This is a genomic window from Edaphobacter sp. HDX4 (assembly GCF_036877565.1).
Lineage (GTDB): Bacteria > Acidobacteriota > Terriglobia > Terriglobales > Acidobacteriaceae > Edaphobacter.
On the sequence record NZ_JAEDXW010000002.1, the window covers coordinates 394,576 to 417,179 of the forward strand.

General features: G+C 56.4%; 25 protein-coding genes. 16 read left to right on the plus strand and 9 right to left on the minus strand.

Annotated elements, in window-relative coordinates; translation table 11 throughout:
- Positions 1-5: 5 nt before the first annotated feature.
- The 4 genes from JAO29_RS04040 (at position 6) to JAO29_RS04055 (ending at position 3,629) form a co-directional block, all read left to right on the plus strand.
- Positions 6-1,304: a tetratricopeptide repeat protein gene (locus JAO29_RS04040; RefSeq protein ID WP_334266890.1), complete on the plus strand. Its 1,299-nt coding sequence runs from the start codon at positions 6-8 to the stop codon at positions 1,302-1,304.
- Between the two features lie 126 nt (positions 1,305-1,430).
- Positions 1,431-1,742 carry a PspC domain-containing protein gene (locus JAO29_RS04045; protein ID WP_334266891.1) on the plus strand — a complete coding sequence of 104 codons (312 nt, stop codon included), beginning with the start codon at positions 1,431-1,433 and terminating at the stop codon, positions 1,740-1,742.
- A gap of 27 nt (positions 1,743-1,769) precedes the next feature.
- Positions 1,770-3,068 carry a diaminopimelate decarboxylase gene (gene lysA / locus JAO29_RS04050; RefSeq protein WP_334266892.1) on the plus strand — a complete coding sequence of 433 codons (1,299 nt, stop codon included), beginning with the start codon at positions 1,770-1,772 and terminating at the stop codon, positions 3,066-3,068.
- A gap of 45 nt (positions 3,069-3,113) precedes the next feature.
- A complete protein-coding gene (locus JAO29_RS04055) occupies positions 3,114-3,629 on the plus strand; it encodes a VOC family protein (protein WP_334266893.1) in 516 nt (171 codons plus the stop codon).
- Positions 3,630-3,888: 259 nt separating this feature from the next.
- On the opposite strand, the gene JAO29_RS04060 is transcribed toward JAO29_RS04055, so the two are convergent.
- Positions 3,889-4,803 (minus strand): hypothetical protein, encoded by a 915-nt coding sequence (locus JAO29_RS04060; RefSeq protein ID WP_334266894.1) that lies wholly within the window; start codon positions 4,801-4,803, stop codon positions 3,889-3,891.
- A gap of 386 nt (positions 4,804-5,189) precedes the next feature.
- On the opposite strand from JAO29_RS04060, the gene JAO29_RS04065 reads away from it, so the two are divergent.
- The 4 genes from JAO29_RS04065 (at position 5,190) to JAO29_RS04080 (ending at position 8,820) form a co-directional block, all read left to right on the plus strand.
- Positions 5,190-5,930 carry a YebC/PmpR family DNA-binding transcriptional regulator gene (locus JAO29_RS04065; protein ID WP_334266895.1) on the plus strand — a complete coding sequence of 247 codons (741 nt, stop codon included), beginning with the start codon at positions 5,190-5,192 and terminating at the stop codon, positions 5,928-5,930.
- 90 nt (positions 5,931-6,020) lie between these two features.
- Complete coding sequence (locus JAO29_RS04070) at positions 6,021-6,752, plus strand: acyloxyacyl hydrolase (protein WP_334266896.1); 732 nt, start codon at positions 6,021-6,023, stop codon at positions 6,750-6,752.
- A 34-nt stretch (positions 6,753-6,786) separates the two neighbouring features.
- Positions 6,787-7,707 carry a glutamate formimidoyltransferase gene (gene ftcD / locus JAO29_RS04075; RefSeq protein WP_334266897.1) on the plus strand — a complete coding sequence of 307 codons (921 nt, stop codon included), beginning with the start codon at positions 6,787-6,789 and terminating at the stop codon, positions 7,705-7,707.
- 162 nt (positions 7,708-7,869) lie between these two features.
- On the plus strand, positions 7,870-8,820 hold the full coding sequence (locus JAO29_RS04080; protein WP_334266898.1) for a hypothetical protein: 951 nt from the start codon (positions 7,870-7,872) through the stop codon (positions 8,818-8,820).
- Positions 8,821-8,891: 71 nt separating this feature from the next.
- On the opposite strand, the gene JAO29_RS04085 is transcribed toward JAO29_RS04080, so the two are convergent.
- Both JAO29_RS04085 and JAO29_RS04090 read right to left on the minus strand, forming a co-directional pair.
- Positions 8,892-9,347 carry a chemotaxis protein CheX gene (locus JAO29_RS04085; RefSeq protein ID WP_334266899.1) on the minus strand — a complete coding sequence of 152 codons (456 nt, stop codon included), beginning with the start codon at positions 9,345-9,347 and terminating at the stop codon, positions 8,892-8,894.
- A gap of 2 nt (positions 9,348-9,349) precedes the next feature.
- Complete coding sequence (locus JAO29_RS04090) at positions 9,350-9,754, minus strand: response regulator (RefSeq protein ID WP_334266900.1); 405 nt, start codon at positions 9,752-9,754, stop codon at positions 9,350-9,352.
- A 117-nt stretch (positions 9,755-9,871) separates the two neighbouring features.
- Between JAO29_RS04090 and JAO29_RS04095 the strand changes: the two genes are divergently transcribed.
- The 6 genes from JAO29_RS04095 (at position 9,872) to JAO29_RS04115 (ending at position 14,197) form a co-directional block, all read left to right on the plus strand.
- Positions 9,872-10,627 carry a flagellar hook-basal body protein gene (locus JAO29_RS04095; protein ID WP_334266901.1) on the plus strand — a complete coding sequence of 252 codons (756 nt, stop codon included), beginning with the start codon at positions 9,872-9,874 and terminating at the stop codon, positions 10,625-10,627.
- Between the two features lie 20 nt (positions 10,628-10,647).
- On the plus strand, positions 10,648-11,436 hold the full coding sequence (gene flgG / locus JAO29_RS04100) for a flagellar basal-body rod protein FlgG (protein ID WP_334266902.1): 789 nt from the start codon (positions 10,648-10,650) through the stop codon (positions 11,434-11,436).
- 226 nt (positions 11,437-11,662) lie between these two features.
- Positions 11,663-11,977: a flagella basal body P-ring formation protein FlgA gene (locus tag JAO29_RS23400; protein ID WP_442886308.1), complete on the plus strand. Its 315-nt coding sequence runs from the start codon at positions 11,663-11,665 to the stop codon at positions 11,975-11,977.
- Positions 11,974-12,696: a flagellar basal body L-ring protein FlgH gene (locus JAO29_RS04105; protein WP_334266903.1), complete on the plus strand. Its 723-nt coding sequence runs from the start codon at positions 11,974-11,976 to the stop codon at positions 12,694-12,696. Before JAO29_RS23400 ends, JAO29_RS04105 begins: the two co-directional genes overlap by 4 nt.
- A gap of 17 nt (positions 12,697-12,713) precedes the next feature.
- Positions 12,714-13,862 (plus strand): flagellar basal body P-ring protein FlgI, encoded by a 1,149-nt coding sequence (locus JAO29_RS04110; RefSeq protein WP_334266904.1) that lies wholly within the window; start codon positions 12,714-12,716, stop codon positions 13,860-13,862.
- Entirely contained in the window at positions 13,859-14,197 is a 339-nt protein-coding gene (locus tag JAO29_RS04115; RefSeq protein WP_334266905.1) for a hypothetical protein, read from the plus strand. Before JAO29_RS04110 ends, JAO29_RS04115 begins: the two co-directional genes overlap by 4 nt.
- Positions 14,198-14,259: 62 nt before the next feature.
- Here JAO29_RS04115 and JAO29_RS04120 read toward each other — a convergent pair whose 3' ends face one another.
- Both JAO29_RS04120 and JAO29_RS04125 read right to left on the minus strand, forming a co-directional pair.
- Complete coding sequence (locus JAO29_RS04120) at positions 14,260-15,603, minus strand: inositol-3-phosphate synthase (protein ID WP_334266944.1); 1,344 nt, start codon at positions 15,601-15,603, stop codon at positions 14,260-14,262.
- 308 nt (positions 15,604-15,911) lie between these two features.
- Positions 15,912-16,550, minus strand: a complete 639-nt coding sequence (locus JAO29_RS04125) for a DedA family protein (protein ID WP_334266906.1) — start codon at positions 16,548-16,550, stop codon at positions 15,912-15,914.
- A gap of 233 nt (positions 16,551-16,783) precedes the next feature.
- Between JAO29_RS04125 and JAO29_RS04130 the strand changes: the two genes are divergently transcribed.
- Positions 16,784-17,578 (plus strand): chlorite dismutase family protein, encoded by a 795-nt coding sequence (locus tag JAO29_RS04130; protein ID WP_334266907.1) that lies wholly within the window; start codon positions 16,784-16,786, stop codon positions 17,576-17,578.
- 27 nt (positions 17,579-17,605) lie between these two features.
- Positions 17,606-18,304: an endonuclease III gene (gene nth / locus JAO29_RS04135; RefSeq protein WP_334266908.1), complete on the plus strand. Its 699-nt coding sequence runs from the start codon at positions 17,606-17,608 to the stop codon at positions 18,302-18,304.
- A gap of 34 nt (positions 18,305-18,338) precedes the next feature.
- On the opposite strand, the gene JAO29_RS04140 is transcribed toward nth, so the two are convergent.
- The 4 genes from JAO29_RS04140 to JAO29_RS04155 are packed head-to-tail and all read right to left on the minus strand — an operon-like array spanning position 18,339 to position 22,584.
- Positions 18,339-19,181, minus strand: a complete 843-nt coding sequence (locus JAO29_RS04140; RefSeq protein ID WP_334266909.1) for a uroporphyrinogen-III synthase — start codon at positions 19,179-19,181, stop codon at positions 18,339-18,341.
- Positions 19,150-20,736: a hybrid sensor histidine kinase/response regulator gene (locus tag JAO29_RS04145; RefSeq protein ID WP_334266910.1), complete on the minus strand. Its 1,587-nt coding sequence runs from the start codon at positions 20,734-20,736 to the stop codon at positions 19,150-19,152. The genes JAO29_RS04140 and JAO29_RS04145 overlap by 32 nt, the downstream gene beginning before the upstream one ends.
- Positions 20,718-21,143 (minus strand): response regulator, encoded by a 426-nt coding sequence (locus JAO29_RS04150; protein ID WP_334266911.1) that lies wholly within the window; start codon positions 21,141-21,143, stop codon positions 20,718-20,720. The genes JAO29_RS04145 and JAO29_RS04150 overlap by 19 nt, the downstream gene beginning before the upstream one ends.
- A gap of 4 nt (positions 21,144-21,147) precedes the next feature.
- Entirely contained in the window at positions 21,148-22,584 is a 1,437-nt protein-coding gene (locus tag JAO29_RS04155) for a sensor histidine kinase (RefSeq protein WP_334266912.1), read from the minus strand.
- Positions 22,585-22,604 lie beyond the last annotated feature (20 nt).

Sequence of the window (22,604 nt, forward strand, 5' to 3'; positions counted from 1 at the left end):
GGCAGATGCGTCTTTATAACAATTGCAAAGAGCCCACAGTGCATACTGCTCCCACTGCTCATTCCAGGATGCCCGCTTCTCATCCACGCGAGTGGCCCCTCCTGTGCAGCGTCGTTCTGATTGCAGCTTCTTTTTTCGCAATCTTCCCTGCGCACGCCCAGCCGTCCAGCGTTCATACGGACCCGATTAATCTTTCTCCTGAGGTTCGCGAAGCCCACGTACTCTTCTACAACCTCGACTACGACAACGCGCTCTCCCACTTTGAAGCCATCCAGCGCGCTCATCCGGATAATCCGATGGCGACAAACTACATCCTGATGACTCTCATCTTTCGTGAACTCTACCATCAGGATCTTCTGGATACGACTTACTACGCGCACGATTCATTTCTTTCGTCAAAACGAGACGTACCCGTACCCCAGGCGACGAGAGACCGCATCGAGCAGCTTACCAACTCCGCCGTCAATCTCGCTGACCGTCAGATTAAAAACAATCCCAATGACGCGAACGCCTACTTCGCTCGCGGCTACGCTCGTGGTATGCATGCCGCCTTCATCACTTTGGCCGATCACAGCTTCGTTGGAGCAGCGCGCCAGGGACTCTCCTCCCGTCAGGATAGTGAGCAGGCACTCCGCATCGATCCCGACTACGCCGACGCAAAGATGGCGGTCGGCATCCAGCAATTCGCCGTCGCCTCCCTTCCGCGTCTCCTCCGCATCATGATCGGCATCACCGGCGTCACCGGAAATAAAGAGAAGGGTCTGGACCTCCTTCGCCAGTGTGCAGCCAAGGGTATCGTCAATCCTATCGAGTGCCGCACTGCGCTCTCCCTCTTCCTCCGGCACGATGGCCGCTATCCCGAAGCTCTCGCCGTTCAGCGCGGACTTGCGCAGCAGTTCCCTCACGACTATCTCTTTCGCCTTGAAGAAGCCAACCTGACCAAAGACAAAGGAGACGGTCCCGCCGCCATCGCCACCTACCAGCGAGTCCTGGACGATGCTCGAAAGCCCGGCTTCTTCATCGATCCCCGCCTGCAGATGACCTACTTCGGTCTCGCCGATACCCAGCGCGGCCAGAATCAAATCGCCCAGGCGGCTCAGAACTACCTCAACGCAGCCGCTCAGCCAAAGTGCAGCGACTGGCTCAAACGCCGCGCCCAACTCAATGCAGGCCAGATGTTCGACCTGCTCCATCAGCGCGACAAAGCCATTCAGCAGTACAAAGAGGCCTCTTCCGGCGGCGGCGACCAGTCCCAGGCAGATGCCGCGAGAAAATATCTGAACTCACCCTACACCGGAACCTGAGCCTCGCCTTCCGCGTAACTTCCCTATCCCGGCCCTCCCCAACTCTGTCGATCCAACGACGGAACCATGATTCCTCCGCAACCGTATCCCCTTATGTAAAAATATTGTTCTCCCGGAGAATCTCCCATGTTCTGTACACGTTGTGGATCGAAGCTGGAACCGAGCTCCCGTTTCTGTTCCTCCTGTGGCGCCCCCACCAATGTGGAGGCTGCCTCTTACCCGCCTCCTCCTGTCGCAGGCCAGCTCTTCCGCCCCCGTAACAACCGCATGATCGCCGGCGTCTGCGCGGCCTTTGCTCTGCGATACAACTGGGATGTCCTCGTCGTGCGCATTATCACCGCGCTCATCTGCCTCAGTGGTGCCGGCGCCCTCGCCTATCTCATAGCCTGGATCATCATCCCCGAAGAACCCTACGCACTTCCCTACAGCAATATCTAGAGCCCCGAAAGAGAGAGCATTCTCGTTTTGAAGAAGAAGACCGCAGCCAGCCCAGCGACCTCCGCCGCCGCCCGTCCCTTTGTCTACCGCAACCGCTCCCTCTACTGCGACGGTGTCAGCCTCACCGCTCTTGCTGAGCAACACGGCACGCCTCTCTATGTCTACTCCGCCAGCCAGATCTCCGAACGCTTTCAGCTCTTCCAAAAGGCCTTCGCCTCCCGGCCCCATACCGTCTGCTACGCCGTCAAGGCAAACTCTTCGCTCGCTATCCTCCGCCTTCTCGCGCGTCAGGGCGCTGGCTTCGACATCGTCTCCGGTGGAGAGCTTGAGCGCGTCCGTCGAGCTCACAAACCCGCACTCAAAAAAGTGGTCTTCTCCGGAGTCGGCAAGCAGCCCTGGGAGATCGACGCCGCCCTCAAAGCCGACATCCTCCAGTTCAACGTCGAATCCGAGATGGAACTCGATCTGCTCGCCGCCCGAGCCCAGGCTCTCAAAGTCCGCGCCCGCTTCGCCCTCCGTGTCAACCCGGACGTCTTCGCCGAGACCCACCCCTACATCTCCACCGGCCTCAGCGAACACAAATTTGGAATCGACATCAAAGTCGCTCGCTCTCTCTATCGTCGCGCGGCGAAATCCAAATGGCTCGAGGCCTATGGCGTCTCCGTCCACATCGGCTCTCAGATCCGCAAGGTCGACCCCTTCGCCGCCGCCCTCGAGCGTGTCACCTCGCTCGTCGCCGAGCTCCGTCGTGACGGTCACGACATCCGCGCCATCGACGCCGGTGGAGGTCTCGGCATCGACTACTCCGACGCCCCGTTTAACGCCGCCCACCAGGTCGACCGCTACGCCGCGGCCCTCGCCAAAGGTCTCGCCAGCGAAACCGCGCACCTCCTGCTTGAGCCCGGGCGCTTCCTCGTCGCGCAGGCCGGAGCACTCCTGACCCGCGTCCTCGTCGTCAAACAGAACGGCTCCAAGACCTTCATCATCACCGACGCCGCCATGAACGATCTCATTCGACCCGCGCTCTATCACGCGCACCACGAGATCCTCCCCGTCCGTCAGCCCTCCGGCAAGAGAACCATCACCGCCGACATCGTCGGTCCGGTCTGCGAATCCGGAGACTTCTTCGCCCGCGATCGTGCCATCGCCCAGGTCAAACCCGGCGACCTCGTGGCTCTGCTCGACGCTGGTGCCTACGGCATGACCCAGGCCTCGAACTACAACTCCCGTCCCCGCCCGGCAGAGGTCCTCATCGAAGGCACCCAAGTCACCCTCGCCCGCCGCCGCGAGACCATGCGCGATCTCCTCGCCCAGGAGATTCTCTAACCGCGCTCCTTGAACCCGCTGCCCAGATGTGGGCATCCAATCGCCATGCCGCTGCCCCCTGAGACCCGTATCGGCCACGTCCACCTCAAGGTGGCCGATCTTGACCGCGCCCTTCACTTCTACTGTGGCATCCTTGGCTTCGAGCTCATGCATCGCTTTGGCAACTCCGCCGCCTTTATCTCCGCGGGCGGATATCACCACCACATCGGCCTCAATACCTGGGAGAGCAAAGACGGCAACCCCCCTGCTCCAGGCACCACCGGCCTCTATCATCTCGCCATCGTCTATCCCACGCGCGCATCTCTGGCCCAGGCTCTACGCACCCTGTTGGCTCATCACATACCGCTCGATGGGGCCGCCGACCACGGTGTCAGCGAAGCTCTCTACCTGCGCGATCCCGACCAGAACGGAGTCGAGCTCTACTGGGACCGCCCCCGCGAACAGTGGCCCCACTCACCCTCAGGCGAGCTCACCATGTACACGCGCCCGCTCGACCTCCACCACCTCCTGGGCGCCTCCGAACCTCTAGAATCTTTGCCCGAGGGCCCGAAAGATCTCTAAACGAAATCTCAAACTTTCCCGAATCTCCCCCGAACTCTCCCGTACTCCCCAAACGAATGTGTCATCCTGAGCGAAGCGCAGCGGAGTCGAAGAATCTGCAGTCGCTTCTAGTGCTCCGCCTACGCCGGAGTCTGAGCCAAACCCCTCGGCCCGGAACAACAACAGGTATCCCCCAAAGCCACCCAACCGGAACTACCTCTTCGCCGTAATCCCCTCCCGCACCTTGGCCAGCGGGGCCTTCGCATCAAACTCAACCGAATCACCCACCAGCCGCACACCCAGTTCCTTCCACAATCCAGCAAGGTCCAACGTCACCGGCGACGTGCTCCACCTGCCATACATCTCTTCGAGCACACGAGTCCCCCGTGGCCTTGTCCCCCACCTCAAACGCGCGCGTGATCGGCCAGTCCTGGTTGATCGTTCCACCCTGCTCGACAATCGCACGCAAAGCATCCTGCAGCCCCTTGCGGTTCTTCGTCTCTTTGCGAATCTCCACGTCAGCCACCAGGCAAAACAAGGCGCCACCCCAGTACGTTCGCCCCCAGGTATGTGTCCGGTCCAGGCCCTCATCTCCCGGCCCGGGTTCGCCTTTGGGCATTCCCTCCATCATGTCCTTCCAGATCTGCTTCGCCGTAAGCTGTCCTGCCTGGACCCGGGCAATCGGCTCCACATAGGTCGCCATTCCCTCCTCCATCCAGTGCTGTTCATCCGGAAGGCTGGGAAAGGCCATATGCGACAGCTCATGCGTCATCGTCCAATCCTCGACGAGCTGCTCCTCCGTCGTGTGTTCTCCCAGTCGCATCCTTGTGAAGCCCGGGAACCCGGTCCTGTTTGCCCAGGTGGTGCCTTGCAGAACACCGTCGCGATCGCTGACTGACATCACCAGCACTCGCGCGGTCTTCACCGGAAGCCGACCGTAATAGGTACTCACAGCCGTGGCCGCATTCTGGACCCAGGCCACCGCTGCGGGAGTCCCAACGTCCAGTCTTCCGCCCGCAAAATCGACCTGGATCGTCGCCCCACTCACATCGAGAGTCTGTGAGTAGGACACGGGGAGTCGCCCGGGACCGCCTCGCCCGGCACCCCATTCCTGTCCCGTGCTCCCTCCACACGAGAGGAGGATCATCCCGGCAACCCCACCCAGCACCTTGATCCGCCCCGCTCGCAGCTTCATGGTCGCCCCCACCAGTCGTGGTCATTGGACGACGCATCCCGATAAAGCGCAACCGCGACCCTGAATTCCTTTTCAAGGAGTTGTTTGTCTGGCTATCGGCGTTCGTCAATCCCTCTCTCCCAATATCCTCAATCCATTCAAGCAGTTCCATTTGCCGGTTTGCATCCTCCGGATCGCTATAATTTAGGGAGAGGTAAAGATCAGTCCTCTCCGGACTTCACACCTCCTAATAGGGTCGTTTTCTCGAGGTCCAGACCTAAGTCACATGATTCGAAGACTTTGCACGAAATGTGGCGGGGGAACGGGTGCCCTTCCGACGTGCTAAAATCTCAAGGTCGATACATGCTGTCGAAACGCAGGCGAAACAAATCAAAATGAGGTTGTAAATGTCCGGCCACTCTAAATGGGCGACAATTAAGCACAAGAAGGGCGCACTCGACGCCAAGCGTGGAAAGATCTTCACTCGCCTGATCAAGGAAATCACCATCGCCGCCAAGCTCGGCGGAGGCGATCCGGACGGTAATCCCCGTCTGCGCGGCGCCGTCGCCGCAGCCAAAGCCGAGAACATGCCGAACGAGAACATCAAGCGCGCCATCCAGCGCGGTACCGGCGAGCTCGAAGGCGTCAGCTACGAAGAGATCACGTACGAGGGCTACGGTCCCGGTGGCGTAGCCGTCATCGTCGACGTCCTCACCGACAATAAGAACCGCGCGGTCAGTGAGATACGTCATGCCTTCTCCAAAAACGGCGGCAACCTCGGTGCCGAAGGCGCGGTAGCCTGGATGTTCACAACAAAAGGCCTGGTTACCGTACCAAAGTCGTCCGCCTCAGAGGACAAGCTGACAGAGATTGTTCTGGAAGCAGGAGCTGAGGACCTCTCTGATCAGGGAGAAAACTGGGAGATACTGACAGATCCCAAGGACTTCGAGGCCGTAACCAACGCGATCAAGGCCGCCGGGCTTGCCCCGGAGACGGCACAGGTGACCAAGATCGCCTCGACGTACACGAAACTTGAGGGATCTCAGGCCAACGCCATGATCCGCCTGCTCGAGACTCTGGAAGATCTCGACGATACGCAAAACGTCTACTCCAACTTCGACATGGATGAGGCTCCGGTAGCCAGCTAGATCCAAGCGGTCAACCTCTTTCGAAGGCCGCCATCGTCTGGCGGCCTTTCTTCTGCATCTGCAATTTCATCTTGAACGGAGCCCCACGCAGTGACCAGGATCTTTCTTCGTATCTCAGCTTTCTGCCTACTGCCTTTCGCCGCCCTGTTCACCACGACTCCAGCCTGCGGTCAGGCCGCTGCTGCAGCTCCGACCGCCTTCACCTCAACCCATCGTCCTCTCGAGTTCGGCGCGATCGCCCAGGGCGGCCTTGGTGTCACCGAAGACCGGGACAGCTTTAAGTTCTTCATGCTTGGAGGTCAGGCCGGCAAAGTCCTGACTCCCAACGTCGGCCCTGGGATACTGCACGGTAACTTCGAGTACGGAATCCAGTTCTTTCCCTTCTGGCAGTCCTACACACCCCGTTTCGAACGTCGTAAATGTACCGCGCCCGGCGCGTGCTCGGCAGCCTATGAGGTCGGTGGCACCTACACCGGTCTGTCGATAACCCCTATCCTGCTTCGCTGGAATTTCACAGGATCGGGTCGCCGCAAGCTGGTTCCATGGGCGCAGGGCGGAGGCGGGATGATCTGGACGAATCACAAATATCCAGCTGTTGGCGGGCCTCCCTACAACGAGATCACCAATGGTTCTGCCGCCAACACCAGCGTCTGGAACTTCACCCCTCAATTCGGAGTTGGTCTCCATTATTTTCTGAGACCGAATCGCTCTCTCGACTTCGGCGCCAATGCGATCCACATCTCATCGTCCTCGCTGGGCGATAAGAATCCTGGAGTCAACGCGAGCATACAATTCTCCCTCGGATACACGTGGTGGAAGTAATAACGAGGAGCTTTCCGCTCCAGGTCTCTTATCTATGAACTCCGATGCAATCATCGAGTGCGTTCCCAACTTCTCCGAGGGAACGGACCTCTCCCGGGTAAGCCGCATTGTGCACGCTATGCAGGTACCCGGTGTCAGCCTTCTCGACTGGTCTCTGGACCTCGCGCATAACCGCTCCGTCGTCACGATCGCCGGTCCAGCGGAAGCTGTTCTCGAATCGGCCGTCCGTGGCGCAGGCAAGGCTGCAGCACTCGTCGACCTCACGCGCCAACGCGGCGTTCACCCGCGCATCGGCGCTGCAGATGTCATTCCCTTCATCCCGGTTCGGGGAGCCTCTCTCGCTGACTGCGCCCTGCTCGCCCGTCAGGCGGGCCTCAACCTTTGGCGCCGATACAGTATCCCCGTTTACTTCTATGGAGCCTGCGCTGCCCGACCCGATCGCGTGCAGCTCGAGGACGTGCGCCGAGGTCAGTTTGAAGGACTCCGCGACGCCGTGCGACGGGAGACCAGCCGCCGTCCTGACATCGGCGGCCCGGATCTTCATGAGACCGCAGGAGCGTCTGCGGTGGGAGCTCGTAGCTTCCTGATCGCCTATAACGTTCACCTGCGTCAGCCCGACATCACGGCTGCGCGTGCCATAGCGCGAGACATCCGCGCCTCCAACGGTGGTTTGCATGGGGTAAAAGCGCTGGGCGTACTGGCGAATGATCGAGCCCAGGTGAGCATGAACATCACGGACCATCTCGCCACCCCGATGCCGAAGGTTTATAACCGGCTCAAAGAGCTGGCATTTCGCTACGGTGCGGAGCTGGACGACAGTGAGCTGATTGGTTTGATTCCCGAGGCCGCCTTCGAAGAAGGAGCCGAATGGATCTCCCGGATCCCGGACTTCGATCCGGCACTCAAGGTCGTAGAACGTCGGCTTGTGAATCCGCTTGACTGGCCGGTAGAGTAGGTTTCCGTCAGGTATAACGCTGAGAATCAGACCTTTTGAGAGGTCGTGCGTCAAAAGTGGCAGTCCAGGAGGCTTGCTTCGCTCCGCTGATCACGAAAAAATAAGAAAGCAGTTCGGATTCCCGGACTGCTGGATCTCGAAAGAGCCCCCAAGGAGTTGTTCGTGCCAATAACAAAGTTCATTCTTTCCTGCTCCCTTCCCCTTCTCACAGCTGGTCTCTGTTCAGCAGCTCAGCTGTCGAGTGACGCGAAAGGTGCAATTCCGCGCGAGGTTCAGCAGATCATCTCCGTCGACTATCGCGCGATGCAGAACTCCTCAGCAGCTATGGAGCTGAAAGACAGGGTTCTTCCCCCTGAGCTCAAGCGTCTCGAATCGGCGCTCAAGACCTCCGGCCTGAAGGTGGACCAGGATGCCGACGTCCTCACCTTCGCGGCCTTCCGGGATAGTGCCTCTTCGCAGGGGTCTCACATCATGGGTGTGGCACAGGGGCAGTTTCATACGCGCGAGATCATGGCAAACTTCACTAAGAATAAAGTGAAGCCCACGATCCTGCGGAACAACAGTATCTATCCGATGGGTTCAAACGGAATGAGTGTCGTATTCCTCAATCAGACCACAATGGTCTTTGGCGACCGCGCGGCTGTAAAAGCCGCTCTCGACGCTCGCGACGGCATTGCTTCTAACTTTTTAGAGAACGGTGACATGGCGAATGAGATGTTGGCGGTCGAGCGGCATGCTGTCTGGAGCCTTCTGGATCAGCGCGGCACCCAGACCATGATGCGATCTGTCCTGGGAGATGCTTCGCAGCTGGCCGACTACGACACCGTACGTAATCGCATGAAGAGCTCGCGTTACACGATGGACTTCGACAATGGCGTCAAGTTCGACATGGCCGTGATTATGGGCGACACCATGACCGCTGCAACCTGCGCGACCCTGCTCAAGGGAGTGTCCTTGCTGAAGAAGACCCAGGGAACGCCGCTCGAGAAGACGGCCATCGATTCCACGACCATCGATTCCAACTCAGGAACCCTGACTATCTCTTATTCCTCCTCTGACAGTCAGTTTGCCTCACTACTCAGTTCCCCGTTGTTTCAGACCGTCGTCCGGTAATAATCACCGGAACAAGTGGAAAAGAGATGTGCTCACGAGCACATCTCTTTTTTGTGGAAGATCTACCTCATTCAGAAATTCATCTGAACGCCAAAGACGTGATCTTCGAAGCGATAAAAGCGCAGAAACCCGACCTCAGTCTTGGGATCAAGCCCTTCGCTGTGCGCTGAAACGGTCGGCGGAGAGATCGTGCACCGAGCTTCCTCTGATCCCAGCTTGCTCTTCCATCCTCCAGCGATCATATTGCAAAGCTCGCCGATTGCATCGGCGGAAGCAGGATCATCGGGATCGGAAGGCGTTCCCAGCAAAGCCTCCGCTGTTACCTGGGCGACAGCCGAGCTAGCCAAGAGAACACATTCGCCGTGAATCGCTCCAGAGAAGAGAATACGAGCGGAGATGCTCGGAGCGATCGCCTCCGCGATCTCAGCCGGCGAGCAGTTGCGCTCGAGCATCATCTCGAAGACCTCCGAAACTGCTGAATCAAGCCGTCCAATCCAGTCGTGCTGTCTGGTCTGCCATGCTGTCATCGCTAAGCAGCCTCGACGAGCGGAACGACGCGGGCTTTAACCTGTTCTGCCGTGAAGGGCTTGCAGATGTATCCTTGTGCTCCCGCGGCAATAGCACGTAGAACGAATGGCTCGCTTCCCTCCGTGGTAATCATGACGACAGGAACGCCGACCGCAAGTTGCTGATCGCGCCGTGCCTCGAGGAACTGAAGGCCATCCATCACAGGCATGTTTATGTCGCTCATAATCAGACGGATCTTCGCGGGGTTTGCGACGTCGCCGCGGAGAATCTCGAGAGCTTCCTCTCCGTTTGAGGCCTGCAAAACCTCTGTCAGATCGAGGCCGGACTGCCGTAATGCCCGCTCGATCACCTTTCTCATCACCGCTGAATCATCAATTATCAACGCTCGCACCTGGCCTCCACGCACTGCTATTCATGAACTTGTATCGGCTGGATCAAGGAATGCTTGAGCGGCTGAGAAAGCTTAAGCCTCTCTAACGGGAATCGTTCTGGCTTTGGCATAGAACCTGCTTCATCTCTTCGCATGGACAGCGGACTTTATGCGGCTTATACCGGACTCATGGCTCGTGCGCAGGCCCTGGACACGGCAGCGAACAACCTCTCGAATGCCGGTACCAATGGATTTCGTGCCCAGCGTGATTTCTTCCGTGGGGTACTCGTCGACAGCCTTCGGCCGGGCTCTCCAGGAAGTTCGCAGGTGGGCCAGACGGTCAACGACTTTGGCATCCTTGGTGGGAACGCGTTGGATCTGGGACAAGGCCAGATCGTCGCGACAGGAAATCCGCTCGATGCGGCGATTCAGGGTGACGGCTTCTTCGCCATACAGACAGTCAGTGGAGTCCGTTACACACGGGACGGGGCCTTCCGGCGCTCCTCAACCGGTGTTCTCGAAACAAGTACGGGCGAACCGGTCCTTGATGCAAAACAGCAACCGATCACAGTGCCCACTGGAACCGTTCACATCTCGCCCGATGGAAGCGTGTCTGTCGCCACGCCAGCTGGAAGCGCAATTGTGGGAAAGATAGGAATCTTCGATTTCGCAAATCGTTACGCGTTGACCGCGGAGGGTACCAATCGCTTTTCCGCAAATGGAGAGAAGCCTATTGCCGCCAAAGGGGTGCTTGAGCAAGGCGCGATCGAAGGAGCAAACCAGGATGCCATCCATGGCTCGATGCAGCTTGTACTGGTGCAGCGCCAGGCGGAGATGATGCAGAAGGCATTGAGTGTATTCAACAACGAGTTGGACAAGACCGCGACAGAAGAACTTCCGCGCGTCTGAGTTGATTCAAGGAGAGCAAGATGATTCGAGCGCTTTACACAGCAGCCAGTGGAATGAGTGCGCAGCAGGCCAATCTGGATACAGTCGCGAATAACCTCGCCAACTCAGCCACTGCAGGATTTCGCCGTCGCCGTCTCCAGTTTGAAGACATGATCTATCAGAACATGATCACGCCTGGGTCTCCGCAGACCCAGCAGACGACCTCCGCGGGGCTACAGATTGGACTTGGAACCCGCTCAGCGGCAACCGAGGTCATCATGACGCAGGGAGACTACAACCAGACCTCGAACACCTATGATATTGCGATTCAAGGCAGCGGCTTTTTTCAGGTCTCACGCCCCGATGGAACCATCGCCTACACGCGTGCGGGCAACTTTCACCCTACAAACCAGGGTTTGCTAGTCACTGCCGACGGAGACCCTGTGGTGCCCTCAATCTCCATTCCCTCCAATGCCAAAGACGTAATGATCTCTCAGTATGGAGTCGTTTCGGCAACCATTCCCGGTCAGGCGACTCCAACCCAGCTCGGCACAATCCAGTTGGCGACCTTCGCAAATCCCGGCGGCTTACAGTCCATCGGAGGCAATCTGTTCCTGCAGACGGATGCTTCGGGTGTACCCATCACCGATACACCCGGAGGAAATACGGGGATGGGTACGCTGCAGCAGGGCTACCTGGAGGGATCAAACGTGGACGTCGTCGCGGAATTTGTTCAGATGATCCTCGCGCAGCGTGCCTATGAGAGCAACTCTAAAGTGGTTCACGTCGCCGATGACATGTATTCCCAAATCAACGGCCTGGTCCGGTAGGACTCCAATGACCTTCATGTCCTTCGCTTCGAGATGCCTGGTCGCTGCTTCTTGCCTGACTGCTTGCAGCAGCAACTGTATTGCTACAGTCCGAGCATGCGCTCCAACGCCGGCCCTCGCGTTGAAAGTGGCTACTCCATCTGAAGGCGGAGGGCTGCCGGTGAGCGGGACTGGCTATCGGATCAAGGCAGTTCAATGGGATCCGCTCCTGCATCAGCGGTGGGCGATGATCTCGAGTTGTGAATACCCCGAAAGACCTCCGATCGCGTTGCCTATCATTGAGCCTCTGTCTTCCGATTCTCAAACGGACCCGGCCCGGAACAAAGATAGCCCTTTCCTTGTGGTGCATGCGGGAGACCTCCTCGAGCTCTGGAGACAGGAGCCGAACCTTCGCATAACGGTAGCCGGGCGCGCAGAAGAGAGTGGCGCAGAGGGGGGCCGTGTGAGGGTGCGCCTGCTTCACTCCGGTTTCGATTCGGGGCAGGAACAGACGGTCATCGGGTTTATACATGGCCCCCGTGATGTGGAGATGGAGCGATGAAGCGTCCTGTTGGTATTACGATTCTCTCGGTCATAATGGCTGGAACTTCACTGTTCTCAAACGGCCAACCGACCTCTAAGCAAGAGCCCCATGCAAAAACGAATGTTGCCGAGGCATCGCTGGACGCCTATCTCGCACGTGTGCGCGCCGAAAACTCGACTGTCCAGGCAGCGCCGGGCTCGATCTGGGTGGATAGCGGAAGACTGACACGCATGATGGCGGATGTGCGGGCGATGCGGCCCCATGATCTGATCTCAGTAATCGTCGATGAGAATCTTGCGGCATCGACGGATGGCACCGTCAAGAACAGCAGAGCCTCAAACGCCAGCTCACAGGTATCGAGCCTGTTTGGTCCTCTGCATGCCAGCAGTGCCTTGCAGAATCTTGTGAACCAGACGTCTTCTTCCGGCTTGAACGCCCAGGGAACCAGCGCCACCAACTCAAGCCTAAGTACGGTACTTGGGGGTCACGTGATCGAAGTTCTCCCAAACGGGATGTTGGTCATCGAGGCAGCTCGACAGGTTGAGTTCAGCCAGCAGACCCAGACCATCGTGCTTCACGGTGTTGTGCGGCCAGAAGACATTTCACAGCAGAATCAGATTCTGTCGACGGCCATCTCAAGCCTGGAGCTGCAGGTTCGCGGTAAAGGGATTATCACCGACTACACTCACCGGCCAAATGCGCTGGTACGGCTGCTGCAACGAGTACTGATCTTCTAGATCAGAGGACATAGATTATGACGAGTTCTTCGGCTTTATTTCCTTCACGAAAGGCGGTCTTGTGGTTCATCGTCTCGACCGTCTGGTTGAGTTGCACCTTGGCCGTGGGTGCAGTTGCATCCAATACGAGCGAGAAGCTAGCACGGGTGAAGGATATCGCCTCGATCGAGGGCATACGCGACAACCAGCTTGTCGGATATGGAATCGTCGTCGGCCTGCAGGGCACGGGAGACAGTCAGCAGACCACCTTCCCTACCCAGACCCTGGCATCGACATTGCTTCGGATGGGTGTGAGTGTGCCTGCCGGTGCTATCCGAGTGCAGAATCTAGCCGCAGTATTTGTCGCGGCTACGCTTCCACCCTTTGCGCGCTCTGGGACGAAACTGGACATTACGGTCTCTTCTGCCGGCGATGCTCGCAGCCTTGAGGGTGGACTATTACTGATGACTCCGCTTTACGGGGCTGACGGAAAGATCTATGCGCAAGCACAGGGTCCACTCGTCGTAGGAGGATATGCGATCAGCATCAATGGCAATATTAAACAGATGAATCATCCAAACACCGCAAGGGTACCGTTTGGAGCGATTGTGGAGCGAGCGGTTCCACTGGATATTGAGGGCAAGAGCCAATTCTCATTGTTGTTGAATGATGCAGATTTCAGAAGTGCTGAGGCAGTCGCCGACGCGATCAACAGCTCACTCAAAAGATCTGCCGCCCATCCTCTGGACAGCCGCAGGGTCATCCTGAGTGTCAGTCCTGGAGAGGAGGTGCCAGCCTTTCTAGCAGAGGTCGAGTCGATTGAGGTTCCAATCTATCCGCGCGCGAAAGTGATCGTCAACGAACGCACCGGAACGGTTGTGATCGGAGGGAGAGTAGTTCTCCAGCCCGTTTCGATCTTGCATGGCGGTCTTGCCGTGAACGTTGTAAGCGAATTTCAAGTCTCTCAGCCCGGCCCCTTCTCTGATGGCAAAACGAAGGTAGTGCAACAGACAAATGTGGATGCCTTCGACAAACCGGTCAATCGGATTGAGCTGAAACAGGGTGCGACGGTGGATGATCTGGTTCGTAGTCTGCAGACGATTGGAGCTTCAGCGAGAGACGTCATATCAATCCTGCAGGCGATGAAATCGGCAGGAGCCCTGGAAGCGGAGATTGAAGTTTTATGATGATTCAGCAGATAACATCCAGCGACAACCCATCCAATATCGATCAAGCCAGCCGCAAAAAGCTCATGGACGCGGCCCAGCAATTCGAAGGCATGCTCCTCCAGGAGATGCTGAAGCCTCTGCGTTCGGGTCAGGGTGGGGACGAAGGAGGCGGCGGAGAAGATGATTCTGACGGTGGCAATGACACGATTAACAGCTTCGGAGTTGAGGCGGTAGCCAAAGCGATCTCCCAGAGTGGAGGTCTGGGAATCGCCCGCCAGGTGATGCAGCAGGTATCGTCCGAACACGACAGGACGCATACTCCAATCGCGAATAGTTCTATCGCGAAGGAATAAGAAGACGGCTGCGTAGGATGTGTCCGCAGCCGTCAGGTGATGTTCCGGATCGCGCTAGTAGCTTATTCTCCGTAGTAGTCCAGTCCGAGGTGAGTGATCAGATCTTCTCCCATGACGTGACGCAGTGTGTTTTTTAGCTTCATGTTTTGGATAAACAGATCGTGCTCAGGATAGACACCCGGCGCCGAGTCGGGATCTTTGAAGTAGAAGCTCAGCCATTCCTGAATGCCGAGGCCCCGCAGCGACGGAGTTCGTGCAGCGAGATCCATAAAGAGGATGAGATCAAGCGCCAAAGGTGCGGCAAGGATCGAGTCGCGGCAAAGGAAGTCTACCTTCAGCTGCATTGGATACCCCAGCCAGCCGAAGATATCGATGTTGTCCCAGCCCTCTTTGTTGTCTCCGCGAGGTGGATAGTAGTTGATCCTGACCTTGTGATACAGATCTTTATAAAGCGCAGGGTGCAAGTCAGGCTGAAAGATGTGTTCGAGTACGCCTAGTTTCGACACTTCTTTCGTCTTGAACGAATCAGGATCGTCAAGCACCTCACCGTCACGGTTGCCAAGAATATTGGTTGAATACCATCCGGCTACTCCAAGGTTCCTGACCTTAAAGGCGGGCGCTAGAACCGTCTTGATGAAGGTCTGTCCTGTCTTGAAGTCTTTTCCGCAGATTGGCGCCTCCATCTTTTTGGAGAGTTCCTGAAGCGCAGGGATGTCGACCGTTAGATTCGGGGCGCCGTTTGCGAAAGGAATGCCTTCTTTGAGCGCTGCCCATGCATAGAGCATGGAAGGTGAGATGTTTGGATCATCTTCGAGCAGACCTTTCTCGAAAGCCGCAAGAGACTGATGAACTTCCGTCTGTTCAAGAAAGATCTCGGTAGAACCACACCAGATCATGACCTGTCGATCAGTCCTGCTCTTGAACTCGGCAATATCGTTGCGGATCTGGTTTGCAAGATCGCACTTGTTCTTGCCTGTTTTAACGGACTTACCCTCCAGTCGCTTTACGTAGTGCTGGTTGAAGACGGCAGGCATGGGCTCAATCGATTCGAGAAAGGGCCGGATCTGGTCAAGCTGATCGCGATCGAGCACCTGAGCGGTCCTCGCAGCATCGTAGAGATTGCCCCCAAAGATATCCCATCCTGTAAACACAAGATCATCCAGCGCAGCGAGAGGAACAAAGTCCTTGATGAGAGGACTGCGTGCCTCGGTTCGTTTGCCCAATCGGATCGTTCCCATCTGAGAGGTGGACCCGATCGGCTTTGCGAAGCCTCGACGAATAGCTTCGACACCGGCGATAAGAGTCGTCGCGACGGCTCCCATACCTGGGATCATGACGCCTAATTTTCCTTGTGCGGGCTTGATGCTGGATGCCGCTTCTTTGCTGGCGGCGGGGGATGTTGACATTGCCTGGCGATTACCCTTCATGTGTGCAAATTTCCGCGCTAGCGGAAGCGCCAGTATGTAGCAGTGCAGAAGGGCAACGCAAACAAAGTGTCCGATTCTACAGGCGTAAACGCTAACGAGGCTTTAGCGCTAACGCAACACTCCGCATGCGCTATTCCTAGTGACAGGCCAAGGTTTCGAGTTCCCTCAAGGACAGTATGGAGACAACTCAGGAGAAAGGAAGGCTGCGCCCACTCTCGCTTAACTGGTCTTTCGTTACACACCGCGATCAGATCGAAGCTGTTTTCAAAATGGAACATGAAGGGGCTTCATGCTTCTTCGACACGCATGCGATTGCGCCAGTGTGTCCAGACAAACCAGACGACACCCGCAACGAGGACAAGTTCCACTGCCAGGTGGAAGCGATGGAAGATCTCTTTGAAGCGCGGATCGGAATCCCACCGATCTCCGAGCTTCATACCGACATAGGCGAGGAGATAGCACCATGGCCAGGAGCCCACGAATGTGTAGATATGAAACCTTATCTGTGACATCCTCGCGATGCCGGCTGGAAGAGCAATGAATGTCCTGACAACAGGAAGGAGACGGGCTACCAGGACTGTGATTCCGCCGAACCGATGGAAGAAATGCTCTGTTCGATCGAGGTCGTGGCGACTGAGAAGGAGATAGCGTCCAAAGCGTTCAATGGCGGGGCGTCCGCCCCAGGCTCCGAGCCAATAGGCGGGTATGGAGCCTAGATTGCACCCGATAGCTCCAGCAGTTGCCACCCAGAAAAGCTTGAGTTGTCCGGTATGCACCAAGTAGCCCGCGAAGGGCATGATGATCTCTGACGGAAGAGGGATACAGGCTGATTCAATTCCCATCAGCAATGCAACACCCACGTAGCCGCCAGCAGAGATGACGGAGATGATAAAACTGGCAAGGATGGTGATGATCTTCTCTGACATGCAGTCGCAGTATATCGGTTGAATCGCTATCCTGATGCGCTAATATGAGGCCCAGCGCGATCCAGATTTATCCTGGAAATTTAAGCAGGTGAATGGTCAATTCGTGATAGAACCTGTGGCGAAATGACTCGTTCCGAAGTGTGCTCTATCATAGGAATTGATGCGATTCCTGGGCTGCTGGAGCGCCTGGAGGATAGTCGCCAAACGAGCTGCAGCAATAGGAGAATCTCACAATGTCTGAAACCGTGGTCGCTCCCACCGGCGCCGATAATTCCGTTGACAGGTCAAGGCCTGCAAGCAGCTATCAAGCGCAACCCCACGATCCCTCGAAGCCCGCTGTAAAGCGTCAGATCGTCTGCTTCAGCTTCTACAAAATTATGCCGGAGTGGCGCAGGCTTCCCGCGGAGGAAAAGGCCGCTCACAAGGCTGGGTTTGCACAGGTACTGGACAGATGGAACCGCCCCGGCGAGTTTGTATCGATGACCTATTCCACAATTGGAACCCGGGGCGACGTTGATATGTGTGTCTGGTCGATCGGTTACGCGGTCGATGAGATGAACCGCATGCGGAGTGAGCTGCTGTCCACGGCGCTGGGAGGGTACTTGAGCACTCCCCATAACTTCCTCGCCATGACGAAGAGATCTCAGTACCAGATCGATCGACCTGACGAAAGTGAAGGCGAAGGCCGGGGAGCGATCCGTCCGGGAGGTCAGAAATACATCTTCATCTATCCATTCTGGAAGACACGTCCCTGGTATCTTCTTTCAGCAGCCGAGCGGAAGCGCTTGATGGATGAGCATATTCGGATAGGCCTCAGCTATCCACGGGTCAAGCTCAACACTACCTACTCGTTCGGAATCGACGATCAGGAGTTTGTTGTTGCCTTCGAGACCAACTTCCCGGAGGATTTCCTGGATCTGGTTCAGCAGCTTCGCGAGACGGAGATAAGTATGTACACGCTGCAAGATACGCCGATCTTCAGCTGTGTCCGCCTCTCTCCTTCCGAGATGCTGGACCGCCTCGGGTAATCGATGTCCAGGATTGAAGCGGCGTCCATGAAGAAGACGACGAAAAAGGATGTGAAAACGGCATCCATGTCCCGGAATCCTCTCGATGCGAAACGGGTAGCTGCCATACTCGAGATTCTTGAGAAGACCTATCCGGGTGTGGTCTGTGCGCTCAGTCATCGCAATGCCTGGCAGCTCACGGTGGCGACTATTCTCTCTGCCCAGTGCACCGATGTGCGGGTAAATCAGGTCACACCAGCGCTCTTCAAAGCCTTTCCTACTCCAAAGGCCATGGCTACTGCATCGTTGCCAGAGATTGAAGAGTTAATCCGGAGTACGGGATTCTTTCGCAACAAAGCGAAATCTATCCAAGGGGCTGCACAAGCAGTGGTGCAAGAGTTCGGCGGAAAAATCCCCGAGACGATGGAAGAGATTCTTCGACTGCCCGGCGTCGCCCGGAAGACCGCCAATGTCGTTCTTGGATCCTGGTACGGTATCGCCGTGGGCGTAGTCGTCGATACTCACGTGATGCGATTATCGCGATGCCTGGAACTCACTCGCGAGACCAAGCCTGAACGTATTGAGAGTGATTTGATGAAGATTATCCCTCAAGACAGGTGGATCAACTTCTCGCATGAGCTGATTCATCATGGACGGCAGATATGCATTGCGAGAAAACCTCGCTGCATCGATTGTCCGCTTGAGAAGCTTTGCTACTCAAGCGACAAGACCTGGAGTTCGCACTAGCTGCCCAGAGCGTGCCTCCACCTCATATGGGATGTCATCCAAAGCGCCGGAAACGATCACTTATAGCCTGGACGAGTGCTGGAATTGTCGCTTCCCTGGCTTGGATTGCTGCCTTGAGACCGAGTTCTTCCATGGCGCGGGTTGTTATAGGACCTATTGAAGCGAGCAAAGTCTGCGGTGGTAGAGCAACGTCTGCGTTTTGCGCGAGATCGACCAAATGCCGTGCCGTAGATGCGCTGGTAAATGTGATTACGTCCGGTAATCTCTTGCTCGCAGCGAATGTATCTCTCAGCAGCGGGATGGAATCTTCAGGAATTCTGTTTCGGTATGCTTCAGCGATTGTAAGTTGGGCACCGGCTTGTGTCAGTGCAATCGGCAGAACGTCACGGGCGTCGGCCGCACGAATCAACAACACTCGGGCGCCGATCGCGCGTGGTGCTAATACTTCAGCAAGAGACTCTGCAACGTATAGTGGCGGAAGAAGCGCTACGGGGATACCCAGCTTTTCAGCCATCCGTCCAGTAGCGGGTCCGATCACCGCCACTTTTGCCTTAGCCTTTGAAGGATCGCACCGTGCAGCGAAGACCTCGACCGCGTGCGCACTTGTGAAGACAATCCATTCGAACTGATCGATCTGATTGAGTGCGTTATCGAGAACCTCATAGGAATCAGGCGGGACGATCTCGATGGTAGGTACAGAAACGACATCTGCTCCCGCCTCGCGCAGTCTTTCAGAAAGCTCAGAGGAGCCCGCCTGGGTCCGCGTTATGAGAACTCGTTTGTTCGCGAGTGGCAGTCTCTCCGGCACAGTTCCATTGTAGGACCGTCCTGAGGATCGAGCAGCCTTAGGAGAGACCGGCTGCGGCAGTATCGGCATCGGTCGGGATGTTGTATTCTCCAACTCGCTGAACCTCTTCGGCACCTGCCGATTCCCGCTGCGCCGGGATGAAGATCCGAAATATCGTTCCACCGCAGTTCTCCCCGGATGTTCGACGGGAGCGAACCCGGATGTTTCCCTGATGATTGGCAACGATCTCGCGCGAGATCCACAGTCCCAGTCCCGTTCCCGTAATGCCTTTGGTCGAGAAGAATGGCTCGAAGATCCGTTCGCGAGTATCTGGATCCATGCCGAGGCCATTGTCTGCGACTGTGAGAGTAACCCCGTCGCGGCCCGAAGCCCAATCACGAGTGGAACGGCTGCGAATGCTGATTCGCCCACCCTCTGGAACTGCATCGATTGCATTGCCGATCAAATTGGCAAGCACTTGGCGGAGTTCACCATCGTGCGCGAACAGGGTGGGTTGAGCTGCCAGATCGCGAGTGACTTCGATACTCATCTGACGCAGACGGGACTCCAGAAGTGTAAGTACAGTCTCAATCAGTTCGTGAAGGTCCACATAAGTTGGCTTCGTCGAGGCTCGGTAGAACTTAAGCGTTTGGACGGTGATCTGACTTACACGGTTCAGTTCTTTCTGGGCCAGATCGAGATAGTGTCGAGCATCGCTGGGAAGCTCCGATTGCGAAACAAGATATAGGCAATTGGTGACGGCTTCGAGTGGATTATTGATCTCATGGGAGATCGAGGCTGCGAATCTTCCCGCTACCGCCAGCTTTTCGGTGCGCCGGATCACCTCTTCGCTTTTCTTCTGCAGGGACAGATCGGCAACAAAGATAGCTATCTGCCTGCTGCTATCTGCAACTTCGGAATCCAGAACGGACATACCAATCAGAGCATCGACGGTCTGGCCGTTTACCGTGGTACAGGCAATTTCGAAAGGCTCGAAGTTAATCGAAGTAACAACGAGTCGGTGCAGATGCTCAGTCAGAATGGGGGAGATTTCGGATAGGGTAAGCGCACCGGATAACAGTTTGCTTTCCGAATACCCCAGGAGCCGTTCGACCGCGAAATTTGCATAGACAATCTTGCCTGAGGGGTCACTGATAAGCAGACCGAGAGGGAGAGCTTCGACGAGCGACTGAAAACGCGCTTCACTTGCTTTGAGCGCACGCTCCGCCGCAAGACGATTTTTTCTGGTCGCCGCCTCATTCCGCTCGCGTTCAATCGCCGGAACCAGCCGTGTCAGGTTTTGTTTTGAGATGTAGTCATGGGCTCCTGACCGCATTGCATCGACAGCGGTTTCTTCAGAGACCGCTCCCGAGAACATAATGAAGGGGATATCTAGGCCGGTTGAATTCAGTAGCTTGAGAGCGGCGGGGCCGCTGAAGTTTGGCAGGTTGTAGTCCGCAAGGATAACGTCTGGCGCAAGATTCCGTTTTAGCTGATGCAGCATCTCAGAGGCAGTTTCTACCCGAATCATCTCGAGCGCGAAACCGCTCCGACGCAGATGTCGTTCGAGGAGAAATGCGTCGTCCGGATTATCCTCAACCAGCAGAACTCGTAACTGGTTCAGCTCTAAGTTTGCGGCGCACATTCGTTAAGCACCAGCCAATACATCCCAAGTTGCCGGGTGGCTTCCGCGAAGTCGGAGAAGTTGACCGGTTTGCGGATATAGCTGTTAACTCCAAGCTGATAACTACGCACCAGATCCCGGTCCTCATCCGAAGAGGTAAGAACCACTACTGGAAGATATCTGGTCGTCTCGCCCTCACGGATCCTCCGCAGGACCTCGAGACCATCTATCTTTGGAAGCTTCAGATCGAGCAGAATGACCTGAGGAGAGACAGCATTCTCCCCGAAGAGCAGATCGATCGCCTCTTCACCATCACGCGCAACCCGGACCTCGTTCGCGATGTTTGACTTCTTGAGCGCCCGAATAGTGAGAAGCTCGTGATCGGGATCATCCTCTACCAGGAGGATTTGTTTCGTTGCGTCGGTCATTTCGTTATCCTAACGTAAACCAAAATGTGGCGCCATGATCGACCATGCCCTCAGCCCACAGGGTTCCATGATGTCGATGGATGATGCGGGCCACAGTCGCAAGGCCGATTCCGGAACCTCGAAAATCCTTGTCTCCGTGAAGACGATTGAATGCATTGAAGAGCTTTCCTGCATAAAACATGTCGAACCCGGCCCCATGATCTTTTACGAAGAACGCCTTTTTCTCTGGGTCCCATCCAAATTCGACTCTGGTGTCGGGCTTTTTGGAGCTGAACTTCACGGAATTTCCCAAAAGATTTTCCAACGCCACCCGAATCAAGCGGGCATCCCCTTCAGCTTCCAGCCCCGGTTCAATAACGAAGGCGATATTCCGGTCCGGATTCTCTTCCTTCAAAGCCGCGGCAACAGAATCCGTCAACTGACTCATATCGAAGCGTTCCTGTGTGATGTCCGCACGGGTGATGCGCGACAACTGCAGCAGCGCATCGATGAGTTGCCCCATCCTTTGAACACCATTTCGAACTCGACGGATGTAGTCGCGTCCAGTTGCATCAACGGCTTCCTGATAATCTTCTTCGAGAGCCAGTGAGAATCCATCGATGGTGCGAAGAGGAGCTCTCAGATCATGTGAAACGGAATAGCTGAAAGCCTCAAGCTCATGATTGATCGTTTCAAGTTCGCGCGTCCGCTCTTTGACCCTTGCCTCAAGCGATTCGTTCAGAGCACGCACCTCATTTGCTCTCTTGTCCGCCTCCATCCGCGCGATAGCTAAGTGTTCGGCATCGGTTTCGGCTGCCAGGCGCATCGATCGTTCTGTCGCGAAGTATCGGAACAGGAAAGCTATGAAGAGCAGATTCAGTACACTGGCGAGCGCAATGATGTAGTGGGCCTTACGATTGTCCTGATCAGCAGCCTCCGACCGGATCGCGAGCAACATTCTCTGCTGCGCTTCCATTGTGTCAGCAATACGGCGAAGATGATCCATCTCCGCTTTCCCCGTTCCACTCACAACAAGACTGCGAACGGTCTCACGTTCGCTGTCTCCGGAACGTCGAAGATCGATTCCCTGCTGCAATAGACCTAGCCTCTGTTCGAGGACAGCCCGCATCTCCAACAGGAGATCTGTGCGAGCAGGACCACCAGAGGTTAAAGAAGCAAAGTGATTAAGTTTCTCGGGCAGTTCCCGACGAGCCCTGACGTACGGTTCAAGGTATCGTTCCTCACCGGTGATCAGAAAGCCGCGGCTACCGGTTTCAGCATCCTTGGCTAAGCTCATAATGCTCTCCACCTGATTGATCACCTGCCAGGTGTGCGCGACGGCGTATTCGCTATCGTGCAACGACTGAATCGCACGAAAGCCAAGCCATGCGTTCAGAGAAACGATGATAGCTGCTAACAAAAGAAGAGCCGGGATAAGGAAGCGGCTGGGCCTTGGAGTCATGCAGATTGCCTTGAGATGCC